This window comes from Amycolatopsis viridis, assembly GCF_011758765.1.
GTDB lineage: Bacteria > Actinomycetota > Actinomycetes > Mycobacteriales > Pseudonocardiaceae > Amycolatopsis_E > Amycolatopsis_E viridis.
Map to the genome: position 1 here is coordinate 626,649 of NZ_JAANOU010000001.1, position 14,135 is coordinate 640,783.

Consider the following 14,135-nt stretch of genomic DNA (forward strand, 5'->3'; position numbering starts at 1 on the left):
TGCGGGCACGACGGTGGAGGCAGGTCAATCACCGATCACTGCTGGGGGCCGTCATGAACCACGTTCGTCCGCTCGTCGTCGCCCACGACGAAGTCATGCTCGACGAGATCCTGCGCGTCGCCGCCGCCGTGGGCTGCGAGACGGAGCGCGCACCCGACCTGCTCGCCGCGCGGCCGCGCTGGCCGGACGCGCCGCTGGTGCTCGTCGACGAGCAGGCGGCCGACGCCGACGTGGACCTGCCGCGCCGCCCGGGCGTCCTGCTGATCACCAAGGGCGCACCCGACGCCCGCACCTGGCAGCGGGCGTTCCGGGCCGGGGTCGAGGACGTCGTGTCGCTGCCGGAGGACGAGGCCGTGCTGGCCACCGCGCTGGCCGACGTCGTCGATGGTCCCGGGGTGCCCGGCGGGCGGATCATCGGGGTGCTGGGCGGCCGGGGCGGAGCCGGCGCGTCCATTCTGGCGGCGGCCACCGCATTGGCCGCCTGCCGCACCGAGCCCGGCGGTCTGCTGGTGGACTGCGACCCGCTCTCCGGCGGCATCGACGCGATGCTGGGCGCCGAGAACACCGACGGTCTGCGCTGGCCCGAGCTGCGGCCGGGCTCCGGGCGGTTGTCGATGCCGGCGTTGCTGAAGTCCCTGCCGGAGTTCCGGTACCGCGGGCTGCGGCTGCCCTTCCTGTCGTGCCACCGCAACGGCGACGGGCCGACCGCACAGGCGCTGGCGGCGGTCGTCGAGGCCGGACGACGGGCCGGCCGGACCGTGGTGTGCGATCTGCCGCGCCACCTGGACGGTCCGGGACTTGCGGTGATCGCCCGGGCCGACCTGGTCGTCGTGGTGATCCCGGCGGAGATGCGGGCGTGTCTCGCGGCCCGGCGGGTGGTCAAGCAGCTGGGCGATCCGGCCGACCGGGTCCGGCTCGTCGTGCGCGGGCCTGCGCCGGGCGACCTGGACCCGAGCGTGGCCGCCGGTGCGGTCGGGCTACCGCTGTTGACCTCGATGCCGCTGGAGCGGCAGCTGGATCGGGAGATCGAACAGGGCAACTTCCTGCCGCGGCCGCGGGGCGCGCTGCTGGAGACGGGGCGCCTGATCCTGGCCGAGGCGCGGGCGAAGCAGGTGCTGGCGGCATGAACTTCGAGCTGGTCGAACGGGTTCGCCACCGGCTGGCGGGCACCGGTGCCGGCACCGATCCGGTGGCGCTGGCAGACGCGGTCCGCGCCGAGGCGGGGCGCCCGGTCGGGCACACCGAGGTCCTGGACGCGCTGCGCGTGGTCCGGCAGGAGCTGGCCGGCGCGGGGCCGCTGGAGCCGTTGCTGTCCCTGCCCGGCGTCACCGACGTCCTGGTGACCGGGCCGGACGAGGTCTGGGTGGATGGCGCCGACGGTCTCCGACGCACCGAGGTGCGTTTCCCCAGCGACGATTCGGTGCGCCGCCTCGCCCAGCGGCTCGCGCTGGCAGCCGGACGGCGGCTCGACGACGCCCAGCCGTACGTCGACGGCTGGCTTCCCGGCCTCGGCCCGCACGGCCGGGTCCGGCTGCACGCCGTGCTACCGCCGATCGCGGCGGACGGTACCTGCGTGTCGCTGCGCCTCCTCCGGCCGGCCGTGCACGACCTTGCCGCCTTGCGTGCGCTGGGCACGTTCGGGGCGGACGGTGTCGAACTGGTCGAGGCCGTCGTCGCCGCCCGGCTGTCCTTCCTCGTCACCGGCGGCACCGGCGCGGGCAAGAGCACGCTGCTCGCGGCGATGCTCGGGGCCGTCAATCCCGCCGAGCGGATCGTGTGTGTCGAGGACGCAGCCGAGCTCCAGCCCGCCCACCCGCAGTTCGTGCGTCTGATCGCCCGTCCGCCGAATGTCGAGGGGGCAGGCGAGGTGGGCCTGCGGGACCTGGTGCGCCAGGCGTTGCGCATGCGGCCCGACCGGCTCGTCGTCGGCGAGGTCCGGGGACACGAGGTGTGCGAGTTGCTGAACGCGTTGAACACCGGGCACGACGGCAGCGCGGGAACCCTGCACGCGAACTCGACGGCGGAAGTACCCGCACGGCTAGAAGCACTCGCCGCGCTGGGTGGCCTGTCCCGCGCCGCGCTGCACAGTCAGCTCGCGGCGGCCGTCCAGGTCGTGCTCCACATGCGCCGCTCGGCGTCCGGACGACGCGAGCTGGCCGAAGTCGGCGTACTCAGCCGCGCGGACAACGGGGACGTACGCGTGCTCCCCGTGTGGCAGGAGGGCGAATGGACGAAGCGGCGCGTGCTCTTCTCCGCGTTGTTGCCCCGGACGGACGGCCGATGAGCCGCTCCGAGACCCTTCGCGCTCCATCCGCTGCTGGACCTACGCACCCGGTTGTCCTCACCGGCGGGGTGGGTGACCCATGTTGGCCCAGTCTCTGACCTGCGCGGGCGTGGCGGTGCTCTGCTGGCCACCGGTGCGCGGCGCTGCAGCCCGCCTGCGAGCGCTCGTCCCACCGGCCGAGCGGCGGCCGCTCCCGAAGCCTCGGCCGGTGTACGCGGTGGCGCTGGTTCCCGTGTTGTTCCTCGTACCGCCGATGGTGTGCGCTGCCGGGGTCCTGCTCGGCTGGGCCGGGTGGCACCGGTGGCGCGCCCGCCGCGCGGCGAAGACAGGGTTGGCGATGCGCCGGGCGCTGGCTGAGGCCTTGCACGCCATGGTCGTCGATCTCCGGGCGGGTGCGCCGCCCGCGCTGGCCGCGGAGTCCGCGGCAGCCGATGCGGCCCCTCCGGTCGCCGACATCCTCGAAGCCGTGTCCGGCGCCGCCCGCCTCGGCAGCGACCTCGCTGCGGCTCTGGCGACGGTCCCGACCGCGGACCCACTGCTGCCTGCCCGGGGACGCCTGGTGCGCGCATGGGTGCTGAGCCAACGGCACGGGCTCCCGCTCGCGGACCTGCTCGATGCGGTCCGCCGGGACATCTCCGCCGAACTGCGCTTCACGAGCCAGGCCGAGGCCGCGATGGCCGGACCCCGTGCCAGCGCCGCGGTGCTCGCGGCCCTGCCCGGATTCGGGCTGCTGTTGGGGGAGGGGATGGGCGCGCATCCGGTGCACATCCTTCTCGCGACCGGCGGCGGCAACCTGCTCTTGCTGCTCGGCACCGGGCTGGTGATCGCGGGCGGGACGTGGAGTGCCCGGATCACGAGACGAGGAGCGCTGCGATGAGCGCGGCCACCACAGTCGTCGCGTTGCTGGGCGCGGCGCTGCTGACCCTGCCGGGCAGGCCGGTTCCCGGTCTGCGGTTGACCCGCCTCTTCCCCGCGCCACGGGCACCTGCTCGGCTCCGGCGTCGCCGGCTGCGCAGTGACCCGCTCGACCTCGCCGCGAGCTGGGACCTGCTGGCCGCCTGCCTGCGCGCTGGGCAACCGGTCCCGGCTGCACTGCGAGCGGTGGCCGACGACGGCGTGGGACCGGAAGCGCAGGCCCTCCGCGCGACGGCCGGTCTGCTGGAACTCGGCGCGGATGCGAACGAGGCATGGGTGCCCGCGCTGGACTGCTCCGGCACCGCCGAATTCGCGCGCGCGGCCAGGCGGACCGCACGCAGCGGGACCACCCTCGCCGACGCAGCCGCCGATCTGGCCAGCGGCATCCGTGCCGGCCTGGGAGACCGAGCCGAGGCACGCGCCCAGCGGGCGGGCGTGCTGATCGCCGGGCCGCTTGGCCTCTGCTTCCTCCCGGCCTTCGTGTGCCTCGGGGTCGTGCCCGTGGTCCTCGGTCTGGCCGGCCGCCTCAATGTGTTCTGACCCTCCACAGTAGAGAGAAGAGGTACCCCATGTTGTTCCGCACCAAGCCCACCGGCCGTCACGCCGCCCCGGCCCCACCCCGCTGGTGGCGCCGCTGGTTCCGTCCGGCGGTGGCCGCGGACGACGGGATGAGCACCGCCGAGTACGCGATCGGCACGATCGCCGCCGCTGCCCTCGCCGCCGTGCTCTACTCCGTCGTGACGGGAGACTCGGTGGTCGGCGCGCTCACCGGGCTGGTCCAGCAAGCCCTCACCCCGGGGTTCTGATGGCGGCCCGTCCCCGCGCCGGCCCGTCCGGGAAGCGCCGGGGCCCGGTGCCAACTCGCCGGGCCGGACGACCGACCGCGGATCGTGGGGCTGTGACGGTCGAGGCGGCGATCGCGTTGTGCGCCCTGACGGTGGTGGTCGGGATGGTGCTCGCCGGCATGACGGCCATCTCCGGTCAGCTGCGCTGCACCGACGCCGCCCGTGAAGCCGCACGGCTCGTCGCCCGGGGAGAACCGCAGCTGGCGGCGCAGGCGGTCACGCAGATCGCCCCCGCGGGTGCGCAACTCTCGGTGAAGACCGAGGGGGACGCCATCACCGTCGAGGTGCGGGCCTCCGCCGCCGGTTCGCTCCTGCCGGGCCTGCACCTGACTGCCAGCGCCTTCGCGGTGCTCGAACCGGGAGCCGGGGATGCACCACGCTGACCCGCGGTCCCGAGACGGGGAGCAGCGCCCACGGGACCAGACGTCCAGCCGGATCCCGCTGGCTCCACCCAGGGGATGCGCTGAGCGAGTACCGGACGATCAACCGCAGACCAGCCCCGGAGGGCGGCGACGTCCCCGTCCACCGGCGGCGCCCGAGCGGGGGAGCGGACCACGCCGCCAAGCCTCCTCACCGCCCGCGGACCACCACGAGCTGCGCGAGCGTGATCGTGGTGCCGCGACCGTGTGGGCCGCCGGCGCGATCGCCGCGCTGCTGGTCATCGCGGGGCTGCTGTGGGGCCTCGGTGCCGCGACGATCGCACGGCACCGGGCCGCCGGGGCCGCCGACCTGGCCGCGCTGGCGGCCGCCGGGCAGGCGCTCCGCGGTGCGGACGTCGCGTGCGGGCGGGCCCAGTGGGTCGCCGACCGGATGGCGGCCCGGATGGTGAGCTGCCGGTTCGACGGGTGGGACGCACTCGTCGAGGTGTCCGTCGACACCGGCCTCGGGTCGACACCCGGGCGGGCTCGGGCCGGGCCGTGATGCGCTCGGACGTCGGTGCGGTCGGCCGCGGACCACCCGCCGCATTGGCTGCACATCGCGGCTTGGCCGCGGGATGAGCCGGAAGACGCGAGCGGGCTCCGGGAGCGGCGGAGCTGGGCAACCCGTGCCACCGCGGGGCGGACGCCTCCCGGGCCGGGGTGAGTGGTGCGACGAGCGGTCACCGCCGGGGTGAGTGGTGGGTGAGCCGGCGCCGGGTGGGCGGTCGCCCTCGTGCGGCGAGCGGTCACCGGCTCCGGCCGGCGACCTGGCCGCGAGTATCGAGAAAACATCGGTATGCAGGAGAAACGTGTGCTGGAGATCACGTGCGGGTGTCGAGGCCGGACCCGGTTCGCCGCCGGGAGGGGATCGGCCGTGGGTGTTCGGCCGGGCCGAGCGGGCTGGTTCGCTCGTCGCCCCGGAGCGGCCGGTTGTCGCGCGGCGGGTTCCGGCACTGTGCAACTTGCCGTTTATTGAACACAGGCAGCCACCGCGAGCGGTGGAACAAGCAAGGAGTTGTGGACGGAAATGTTGGACACGGATTGGTCGGACAGCTGGCGGGGCGCCTTCCGCATCGAGCTTCGTGCGGAGGCCATCGGCCTTGCCTGGCACGGGTGGCCGGTGCTGCCCGGCACGTTTCCGGCGCACGCCGAGGCCGGAGGCTCGTGGACCGGTCCGGTGCCCGTCCACCAGGACTGGGCCGACCGGCTCGACGCCCACCCCAACGAGGTGGCCACCTGGTGGAACGGCCGGCCCTACAGCCTCCTCGTCGCGACCGGCACCGTGCTGGACGCCGTCGAGGTCCCCGATGAACTGGGCAAGCGGGCGGCTCGACTGCTCCGGGCCACCGGCCACCCCGCACCGATCGTGGCCACGCCCAACGGCCGCTGGCTGTTCCTGACCACCGTCGCCGACCGCCTCCCGCAGGAACTGGCCGCCGAAGGCACGGTCCGCTGGCACGGGCAGGGCAGCTGGATCCCGCTCCCGCCCACCCCGTTCCAGCACGGCGTCGTCCACTGGCGGGTCAAGCCGGACGTGTGGGGCTGGCGCCTCCCGACCGCCGACGCAGTGCACTCGGTGCTCGCCCGCGCTCTCGACCAGCACGATGCTGACCAGGCCGCCTTCGCCGGCGCCGGTCAGTTCGCCGCAGCCTGAGCCACCCCGTGGCCGTGCCGGGCGCTGTGAGAACTCACCGCCCCGAGCACGGTGTCCAGCACGGCCACCGCCCCCGCCTTGTCCAGTGGGTCGTTACCGTTCCCGCACTTCGGTGACTGCACACAGGACGGGCATCCCGCCGGGCACTCGCAGGAGACGATGGCCTCCCGCGTAGCGGCCAGCCACGGGACCACGGCAGCGAAACCGCGATCGGCGAATCCCGCACCTCCGGGATGGCCGTCGTGCACGAACACCGTCGCCTCCCCGGTGTCAGCGTGCAACGCGGTCGAGACGCCGCCGATATCCCACCGGTCGCACGTAGCGAACAGCGGTAGCAGGCCGATCGCCGCGTGCTCGGCGGCGTGCAGGGCGCCGGGGATGCGCGCCGGATCCAGACCGGCGCCCCCCGGCGCCCCGCCGACCTCCAGCAACTCCGGGCGGATCGTGTACCAGACCGCCCGCGTCTCCAACGTCTGCGCCGGCAGGTCCAGCGCCACCTGATCCAGCACCTCGCCCGACGGGCGGCGCCGCAGATACCCCACCACCTGCGAAGTCACCGCGACCTCCCCCAGGCACACGCTCACCCCGCCGTAGTCCACCCGCTCCTGGGTGCGCAGCACCGCGATGTCGGCGACCTCCCGCGCCGACGTGGTCCACTCCGGATCCTCCGCGTGCACCAGCGCGATGCCGGACTCCAGATCCAGCTCGTCCACCACGTACGACGAGCCCTGGTGCAGGTACACCGCCCCCGGGTGCACGGTCGTGCACGCCGAACCCGGGTCGACCGTGCCCAGCAGCCGTGACGTGTCCGCCTCGACCACGGCGATCTGCTCGCCACCCGAGCCGCGGATGTCCACCTCGTACTGCGGCCGGTCTCGTGACGTCCAGTACCAGCCACTCGGGCGGCGGCGCAGCAGCCCGTCGGCCACGAGCCGGTCCAGCACCTCCCGCGCCGCGACACCACCGAACGTCTCCAGCTCACCGCTGGTCAACGGCAACTCCGCCGCCGCGCACGCCAGCTGCGGCGCCAGCACGTACGGGTTCGACGGATCCAGCACCGCCGTCTCCACCGGCCGCTCCAGCACCGCCGCCGGGTGGTGCACCAGATACGTGTCCAGCGGATCGTCCCGCGCCACGAACACGACCAGCGCATCGTCCCCGGCCCGCCCGGCCCGCCCCGCCTGCTGCCAGAACGACGCCAGCGTGCCCGGATACCCGGCCAGCACCACCGCGTCCAGCCCCGCGATGTCCACCCCCAGCTCCAGCGCGTTCGTCGTCGCGACACCCGTCAGCTCACCCGACAGCAGCGCCCGCTCCAGCGCCCGCCGCTCCTCCGGCAGGAAACCAGCCCGGTACGCCGCCACCTGCGACGGCAGCTCGCTGTCCACTTCGGACAACAAGCGCCGGGCGCCCAGCGCGGTCAGCTCCGCGCCCCGCCGGGACCGGACGAACGCCAGCGTCCGCGCGCCCTCGATGACCAGCTCCGCGAGGATCCGGCTCGCCTCCGCGCCGGCCGACCGGCGCACCGGGGCACCGTGCTCGCCCAGGTAGTCCTCCAGCAGCGGGGGCTCCCACAGCGCCACCGTCCGCGCCCCGCGCGGCGACGCGTCCTCCACGACCGGCACGCAGTCGGCGCCGACCAGCCGGCACGCGAACTCGCCCGGCTCAGCCGTGGTCGCCGACGCCAGGATGAACACCGGCGACGACCCGTAGTGCCGCGCCACCCGTTGCAGCCGCCGCAGCAGCAACGCGACGTGCGACCCGAACACGCCGCGGTAGCTGTGGCACTCGTCGATCACGACGTAGGAGAGCTTGCGGAACAGCCGCGCCCAGCGCGAGTGCGCCGCCAGGATGCCGCGGTGCAGCATGTCCGGGTTCGTGAACACCCACCGCGCGTGTGCCCGAACCCAGTCGCGCTCGGCCATCGGCGTGTCCCCGTCGTACGACGCCGCGCGCACCCCGGGAACGTCCAGTCCGGACACCGCCCGCAGCTGGTCGGCGCCCAGCGCCTTGGTCGGCGAGAGGTACAGCGCGCACGCCTTGTCGTCCGCCGCCAGCGCTGACAGGACCGGCAGCTGGTAGCACAACGACTTGCCGGAAGCCGTGCCCGTGGACACGACGACGTGCTGCCCGGCGAAGGCCAGCGACGCTGCTTCCGCCTGGTGCGCCCAGGGCCGCTCCACGCCGCCGGACCGCAGGGCCGCCACCACCCGCTCGTCCGCCCAGTCCGGCCACTCGGTGTGCCGCGCCGCGCGCGCCGGCAGGTCGGCCACGTGGGTGACCGGGTCCTCCGGGATACCGGCGGTGACCCGGTGCAGCAGCCGCCGCGCCCGCTCGGTTCCCGCCACGACTTCCACGGTAGACAGCTTCGCACAGGTGTACGACAGAACTGGCCGGGCGGAAAAAGATCATGAACCGTGAGCAGGGTCACATGTACGGAGTGTGATCGTTAGGGGACGCCCTGACCGCGCGGATTCCATTACCAATACACTCCGGGCAACCGGCACCACTTGTGGTGTAGATCCCATGCCAGCGTCGGCACGGCTTCCCCTAGGCGGGCTGTCACTGGCGACAGGAACGTTTCCAGGAGGACGGATGTCCCGGCAGACCCTCGCGGAGGGCCTCGACTTCTCCGGAGGTGACTACGGCATCGTTGCCGTGGTCGCCGTCATAGCCCTGGCCGCTCTGGTCATCGGCTGGTTCCTGCTCAAGGAGGTGCTGGCCGCGGGCCAGGGCACCGCCAAGATGCAGGACATCGCCAAGGCCGTGCAGGAAGGCGCGGCCGCGTATCTCAAGCGGCAGCGCAACACCCTCTCGATCTTCGGGGTCGTGGTGTTCCTGCTGTTGCTCGCGCTGCCCGCGGACGACTGGAACGAGCGCATCGGCCGTTCCGTGTTCTTCCTCGTCGGCGCCGTGTTCTCGTTCCTCATCGGGTACACGGGCATGTGGCTGGCGACGCGGGCCAACCTGCGTGTCGCGGCCGCCTCGCGGGAGCCGGGTGGCCGGGAGAAGGCGATGCGCGCTGCGTTCCGCACCGGTGGTGCGGTCGGCATGTTCACCGTCGGCCTCGGCCTGTTCGGCGCCGCGGTCGTCGTGCTCGCCTACACCGGTCAGGCCCCGAAGGTGCTCGAAGGCTTCGGTTTCGGTGCCGCGCTGATCGCGATGTTCATGCGGGTCGGCGGCGGCATCTTCACCAAGGCCGCCGACGTGGGTGCCGACCTGGTCGGCAAGGTCGAGCAGAACATCCCGGAGGACGACCCGCGCAACGCGGCCACGATCGCCGACAACGTCGGTGACAACGTGGGTGACTGCGCCGGGATGGCGGCGGACCTGTTCGAGTCCTACGCGGTGACGCTGGTCGCCGCGCTGATCCTGGGCAGCACCGCCTTCGGCGTGCACGGTCTGCTGTTCCCGCTGATCGTGCCGGCCATCGGGGTGGTCACCGCGGTCATCGGCGTCTACATCACGCGGGCCCGCTCGGGTGAGAACGGCCTGGTCACGATCAACCGCTCGTTCTACATCTCCGCCGCCATCTCGGCGGTGCTGTGCGCGGTCGCGTCGTTCGTGTACCTGCCCGGGTCCTTCGCCGACTTCGGCGCGGCGCACGCCGGCGTCGCCGGCAACCCCGCGGTCATCGCGTTCGTCGCCGTGATCATCGGCATCGTGCTGGCCGGTGTCATCCTGCGGCTGACCGGCTACTACACCGGTACCGAGCACGGGCCGGTGCGCAACGTCGGCGAGACCTCCCGCACCGGTGCGGCGACGGTCATCCTGTCCGGTATCTCGGTCGGCTTCGAGTCGGCCGTCTACACCGCGCTGGTGATCGGTGCCGCGGTGTTCGGCGCCTACCTGCTGGGCGGCACGGTCGCCCTGTTCGCGGTCGCCCTGGCCGGCACCGGCCTGCTGACCACCGTCGGTGTCATCGTCGCGATGGACACCTTCGGCCCGGTCTCGGACAACGCGCAGGGCATCGCGGAGATGTCCGGCGAGGTCGACGAGGACGCGGCGCAGATCCTGACCGAACTGGACGCGGTCGGCAACACCACGAAGGCCATCACCAAGGGCATCGCGATCGCCACCGCGGTGCTCGCCGCGACGGCGCTGTTCGGCTCCTACCAGGACTCGATCGCCAAGGCGGTGGCCGACATCGGCGAGTCCGCGGCGGGCGTGAAGTCGTTCGTGGACACGATCGTCAGCCCGAACACGCTGGTCGGCGTGATCGTCGGTGCCGCGGTGGTCTTCCTGTTCTCCGGTCTCGCGGTCAACGCCGTGTCCCGCGCCGCGGGTGCGGTGGTGTACGAGGTGCGCCGCCAGTTCCGCGACATCCCGGGGATCATGGAGGGCACCACGCGGCCGGAGTACGGCAAGGTCGTCGACATCGTGACCCGCGACTCGCTGCGGGAGCTGGCCACCCCCGGTCTGCTCGCGGTGTTCGCCCCGATCGCCGTCGGCTTCGGTCTCGGTACCGGTGCGCTCGCCGGTTACCTGGCCGGCGCGATCGCCACCGGCACGCTGATGGCGATCTTCCTGGCCAACTCCGGTGGGGCGTGGGACAACGCGAAGAAGCTGGTCGAGGACGGTCACCACGGTGGCAAGGGTTCCGAGGCGCACGCCGCGACGGTCATCGGCGACACCGTCGGCGACCCGTTCAAGGACACCGCGGGCCCGGCCATCAACCCGCTGATCAAGGTGATGAACCTGGTCTCGGTGCTGATCGCGCCGGCCATCGTGCAGTTCTCGATCGGACCGGACGCCTCCGCGGGGGTCCGGATCGCGATCTCGCTGGTCGCCGTGGCGATCATCGTCGCCGCGATCGTGGTGTCGAAGCGGCGCGCGAGTGTCATGACCGACACGCCGAGCGAGGACGCCACCCCGGCGAAGACCGCCTGATCCGCTCTGCCGAAGCCGGGCCCGTCACCACAGAACGTGACGGGCCCGGCTTTTTGTGCTGCCCGACGGTTGCGGTCCGCAATCGTCTCGGTACCGTCGGGTAAGAGGTTGGCGTCGACAGGAGGTGCGTGCGTGCGGCCCGGGCAGTCCGTGTTCCTGGTGGTGCTGACCGGGCTGTGTGTGGGCCTTTCCGGATGTGGCCGGCCACCCGCGAGCACCGACCCGGGCGGGCCGGGTCTGTCGCGGGAGCAGGTCCAGTTGCAGGACGCCGAGGCCCGCTGGGCCGACGACTACTGCGTCGCGGTCGGTTCCCTGGTCGAGAAGCTGGTGACCATGCCGAGCGTGGACCCGAGCACCCCGCAGCGTGCCGTGCGGTCGTCCAGCGAGCTGCTCGGCTCGGTGATCGACGGTCTGGACCGTGCGCTGGACGGTCTGCACACGATGCCGCCGTCGCCGGTGCCGGAGGGCGAGGCGGTGCGGGAGCGGGCTGTGTCGGACTTCCAGGGCGTGCGCGACCGGGCGGCCGCCGCCCGGCAACGGCTCGATGCGACCGCGCCGGGCGCTATCGACGCGGCCACCCTCGGGCAGGCGAACGGGCCGCTGACCGAGGTGGCCGGTCTCGATCTGCTGGACCGTTTCGACGCCGTGCCCGAGCTGGCGACCGCGGTCGCGCACGCGCCGGTGTGCCGGCAGCTCGCCGCCCAGGTGACGGCCGCGCCGCGCTAGGTCATACGGCTCCGGGCGTAGGCGCCCATGGCGTCGCGCAGGTACTCGGCGAATCCGGGTTGGACGGCCTCGTACTGGTTGCGGAACCGCTCGTCGTCGCTGTAGAGGCGGCCGAGTCCGGCGTAGGACGTGGCATCCGGCGTCCAGAAGTGCTCCAGCCACGCCCGGTGCGCCGCGACGGCGTCCAGCACGCGCTCGTCGTCGGCCGGCACCCCTTCGCGGGCCAGCTCGGCCAGCCGGTCGGTCGCCCCGGCGCCCTCCCGCTTCACGGCAGCCCACTTCTCGTCCGACCAGGTCTTGCTTCGTTCGTGTGAGCGGACGGCGTTGTCACCCCACCGTTCGGCTGCTTCCTGCGCGAGCCATTCCGCCTTCTCGGAGTGCGGCGAAAACCCCTCGAACAGTTCGTGTGCGGACATGTGTTCTCCTCCTTCCAGTTCGGCAATCGTCCGGGTGACGGTGGTGGCGAGCCGGTCCAGCCGGTCGCGCTCCGCCAGCAGCCACTTCCGGTGCAGCCGCAGCGCCTGGGCGCGGGACACCGACCCGCCGAGGATCTCCGCGATCGTGTCCAGGCCGAGGCCCAGCTCCCGCAGGAGGCGGATCTGCTGCAGCCGGATGAGCTGTTCCCGCTGGTAGAAGCGCCTCCCGCTGCTGTCGGCGTACGCCGGCGGGAGCAGCCCGATGTCGTCGTAGTGCCGCAGGGTCCGGGAGGTCACCCCGGATGCCTTCGACACTTGTGCGATCGACAGCGGCTCGTCCATCTCGTCTCCTCCGTCCCCGTTGGAATCCACGCTAAAGGTTGACGCTGCGTCAACTTCAAGAACTTTTTCACCGCGACGACTCGCGGGAAATCGAACGCGTGTTCTACCCTGTCCGCTGTGGATCAAATGTCGCTCTTCTCGGCGGAGGCGAGCGGCCCGGACATCGCCGACCTGAGCGGCGTTCTGTGCGGGCAGGGCCAGATCACCGGCTTCGCGCGCACGGCCGCTCGCCTCACCGTGGAGGTCGACGAGGCGTGGCGCGCGAGGGTGCTGGCCGCGGAGTTCGGCAGGCGCGGGGTGTCGGCCGAGCCGACCCGCACCGAGGACGGCAGACCGATGATCCGCACCGCCTTCCGGCGCGATCTGATCGGGCTCGCGCGGGCCTGGCTGGGCGAGGCGGGGACGGGGAAGACGCTGCCGGGCCGGTTCCGGCTCACCGGGGCGGCTCTGCGGCTGTGGGCGCTGGCGTCGGGCCGGCCGGGTGTGCAGGGGTACCTGCTGGCCGTCGACGAGCGGGCGCCGGACACCCACGAACCGCTCGCCGAGGCGTTTCGCCAGCTCGGCCTGCCCGCGCAGCTGGTCGGCCCGAAGGGTGGCGGCCCGGCGGTGCGGGTCAACGGGCGGCGGCGGCTCGCGACGCTGGCCGAGCTGATCGGCATGCCGCCGCCGGGCGCCGAGCCGGTGTGGCCGCAGCACGCACCGGCTCGGCAGGCGGTGTGATCAGGCGGGAACGGGCAGCGGCAGCGCGGCCGGCTTGGGCAGCCGGCAGCCGTCCCGGACGAGGCTGAGCTGGTTGTTCCGGGTGAAGCAGGCCGGGATGCGGTAGGTTTGCTGGCCGTAGGTCAGGCCCTGCTGGGCGAAGACCTCGCCGTTTTCGTCGACCTCGCACGGGTTGTCGAACGTGCAGGCTTCGCCCCTGTCGTTGCCCGTGTTGTGGATTCCGACGATCTCGCCGCTGCCCTCGTCGACGACCGGGGCACCGGAGGTGCCGTGGATCGTGTTGCAGCCCGGCGCGTACCGGATCGAGTCCTTCCACGTCCAGCCGCCTTCGTGCACCGAGTACACGATGCGGTCGATCGAGCAGTGCCAGGTGCGGGTGAAGAAGCCGGAGACGATGCTGACCGGGGTGCCGACGTTCGCCGGTGCGGCGGCGAGCGTCAGCGGGTGGCCGCCGAGTTCCCGGGCGATCTCGCGGTAGGACGCATCGAGGGCGTAGAGCGCGATGTCGGTGTCGGTCATCGTCGCGTACACGACCTTGGACGCGTGCAGCAGGCCGAGCTGGTGACCGTCCGCGCCGAGCAGTGCCATCTCGCGGCGGACCGGCTGGTTGACCACCACTTCGCCGGGATCGGGCATACCGGACTCCAGGCAGTGCCCGTTGGTGAGGACCAGCGCCCGGTCCAGATCGCTCGACTGGGGCAACCGGACGAGTGAACCGGAGCAGTTGCTGAGCTTGACGATGCCGTTGTAGCCGCCGGCTGCGGCGGAGGCGGTGACGGCCCCGGCCAGGCCGGGCACGAGGAGCAGGACGGCCAGTACGGCGAGCAGGCGGCGCAACATAGCGCGGAGCGTAGCGGAACGGCTACGGAGAAGCCCCGGGAAGCGTGTGCCTGGCATCACGTGCTAGGTGTGGAAAGGGGACGA

The 14,135-nt window shown here is 72.8% G+C and carries 14 protein-coding genes; 11 read left to right on the top strand and 3 right to left on the bottom strand.

The window, feature by feature from the left end; translation table 11 throughout:
- The first annotated feature begins 53 nt into the window (after positions 1–53).
- The 8 genes from ssd to FHX46_RS03215 all read left to right on the top strand — a co-directional run bounded on the left by ssd (position 54) and on the right by FHX46_RS03215 (position 6,117).
- The gene (gene ssd / locus FHX46_RS03180) at positions 54–1,127 is read left to right on the top strand and encodes a septum site-determining protein Ssd (protein WP_167110478.1); all 1,074 of its coding nucleotides are present in this window, start codon (positions 54–56) and stop codon (positions 1,125–1,127) included.
- Positions 1,124–2,284, top strand: coding sequence for a TadA family conjugal transfer-associated ATPase (locus FHX46_RS03185; protein ID WP_167110480.1), 1,161 nt, complete (start codon positions 1,124–1,126; stop codon positions 2,282–2,284). The genes ssd and FHX46_RS03185 overlap by 4 nt, the downstream gene beginning before the upstream one ends.
- A gap of 217 nt (positions 2,285–2,501) precedes the next feature.
- A complete protein-coding gene (locus tag FHX46_RS03190; protein WP_313886006.1) occupies positions 2,502–3,161 on the top strand; it encodes a type II secretion system F family protein in 660 nt (219 codons plus the stop codon).
- Positions 3,158–3,739: a type II secretion system F family protein gene (locus tag FHX46_RS03195; RefSeq protein ID WP_167110483.1), complete on the top strand. Its 582-nt coding sequence runs from the start codon at positions 3,158–3,160 to the stop codon at positions 3,737–3,739. Before FHX46_RS03190 ends, FHX46_RS03195 begins: the two co-directional genes overlap by 4 nt.
- A gap of 29 nt (positions 3,740–3,768) precedes the next feature.
- Positions 3,769–4,005 carry a DUF4244 domain-containing protein gene (locus FHX46_RS03200; RefSeq protein WP_167110485.1) on the top strand — a complete coding sequence of 79 codons (237 nt, stop codon included), beginning with the start codon at positions 3,769–3,771 and terminating at the stop codon, positions 4,003–4,005.
- Between the two features lie 47 nt (positions 4,006–4,052).
- Complete coding sequence (locus tag FHX46_RS03205; protein ID WP_167110487.1) at positions 4,053–4,427, top strand: TadE family type IV pilus minor pilin; 375 nt, start codon at positions 4,053–4,055, stop codon at positions 4,425–4,427.
- Between the two features lie 211 nt (positions 4,428–4,638).
- The gene (locus FHX46_RS28960) at positions 4,639–4,965 is read left to right on the top strand and encodes an Rv3654c family TadE-like protein (RefSeq protein WP_167121064.1); all 327 of its coding nucleotides are present in this window, start codon (positions 4,639–4,641) and stop codon (positions 4,963–4,965) included.
- A 525-nt stretch (positions 4,966–5,490) separates the two neighbouring features.
- A complete protein-coding gene (locus tag FHX46_RS03215) occupies positions 5,491–6,117 on the top strand; it encodes a bifunctional DNA primase/polymerase (protein WP_167110489.1) in 627 nt (208 codons plus the stop codon).
- Here the strand turns inward: FHX46_RS03215 and FHX46_RS03220 are convergent.
- Positions 6,099–8,474 carry a DEAD/DEAH box helicase gene (locus tag FHX46_RS03220; protein ID WP_167110491.1) on the bottom strand — a complete coding sequence of 792 codons (2,376 nt, stop codon included), beginning with the start codon at positions 8,472–8,474 and terminating at the stop codon, positions 6,099–6,101. The genes FHX46_RS03215 and FHX46_RS03220 overlap by 19 nt on opposite strands.
- 238 nt (positions 8,475–8,712) lie before the next feature.
- On the opposite strand from FHX46_RS03220, the gene FHX46_RS03225 reads away from it, so the two are divergent.
- Together FHX46_RS03225 and FHX46_RS03230 are read left to right on the top strand one after the other, a co-directional pair.
- A complete protein-coding gene (locus FHX46_RS03225; protein WP_167110493.1) occupies positions 8,713–11,007 on the top strand; it encodes a sodium-translocating pyrophosphatase in 2,295 nt (764 codons plus the stop codon).
- 132 nt (positions 11,008–11,139) lie between these two features.
- A complete protein-coding gene (locus FHX46_RS03230; RefSeq protein WP_167110495.1) occupies positions 11,140–11,733 on the top strand; it encodes a hypothetical protein in 594 nt (197 codons plus the stop codon).
- Here the strand turns inward: FHX46_RS03230 and FHX46_RS03235 are convergent.
- Entirely contained in the window at positions 11,730–12,491 is a 762-nt protein-coding gene (locus FHX46_RS03235; RefSeq protein ID WP_167110497.1) for a MerR family transcriptional regulator, read from the bottom strand. The two genes, FHX46_RS03230 and FHX46_RS03235, sit on opposite strands and share 4 nt — an antisense overlap.
- Positions 12,492–12,617: 126 nt before the next feature.
- Between FHX46_RS03235 and FHX46_RS03240 the strand changes: the two genes are divergently transcribed.
- Positions 12,618–13,211 carry a hypothetical protein gene (locus FHX46_RS03240; RefSeq protein WP_208400483.1) on the top strand — a complete coding sequence of 198 codons (594 nt, stop codon included), beginning with the start codon at positions 12,618–12,620 and terminating at the stop codon, positions 13,209–13,211.
- Here FHX46_RS03240 and FHX46_RS03245 read toward each other — a convergent pair whose 3' ends face one another.
- Positions 13,212–14,051 carry a S1 family peptidase gene (locus FHX46_RS03245; protein ID WP_167110501.1) on the bottom strand — a complete coding sequence of 280 codons (840 nt, stop codon included), beginning with the start codon at positions 14,049–14,051 and terminating at the stop codon, positions 13,212–13,214. It abuts the gene before it with no gap.
- Between the last annotated feature and the right edge of the window lie 84 nt (positions 14,052–14,135).

Bases quoted from the DNA above. Each gene is read 5' to 3' on its own strand.
- FHX46_RS03240 (WP_208400483.1), top strand. From the start codon at position 12,618: ATGTCGCTCTTCTCGGCGGAGGCGAGCGGCCCGGACATCGCCGACCTG.
- FHX46_RS03185 (WP_167110480.1), top strand. From the start codon at position 1,124: ATGAACTTCGAGCTGGTCGAACGGGTTCGCCACCGGCTGGCGGGCACC.
- FHX46_RS03245 (WP_167110501.1), bottom strand. From the start codon at position 14,051: ATGTTGCGCCGCCTGCTCGCCGTACTGGCCGTCCTGCTCCTCGTGCCC.
- FHX46_RS03195 (WP_167110483.1), top strand. From the start codon at position 3,158: ATGAGCGCGGCCACCACAGTCGTCGCGTTGCTGGGCGCGGCGCTGCTG.
- FHX46_RS03215 (WP_167110489.1), top strand. From the start codon at position 5,491: ATGTTGGACACGGATTGGTCGGACAGCTGGCGGGGCGCCTTCCGCATC.
- FHX46_RS03200 (WP_167110485.1), top strand. From the start codon at position 3,769: ATGTTGTTCCGCACCAAGCCCACCGGCCGTCACGCCGCCCCGGCCCCA.
- ssd (WP_167110478.1), top strand. From the start codon at position 54: ATGAACCACGTTCGTCCGCTCGTCGTCGCCCACGACGAAGTCATGCTC.
- FHX46_RS03225 (WP_167110493.1), top strand. From the start codon at position 8,713: ATGTCCCGGCAGACCCTCGCGGAGGGCCTCGACTTCTCCGGAGGTGAC.
- FHX46_RS03235 (WP_167110497.1), bottom strand. From the start codon at position 12,491: ATGGACGAGCCGCTGTCGATCGCACAAGTGTCGAAGGCATCCGGGGTG.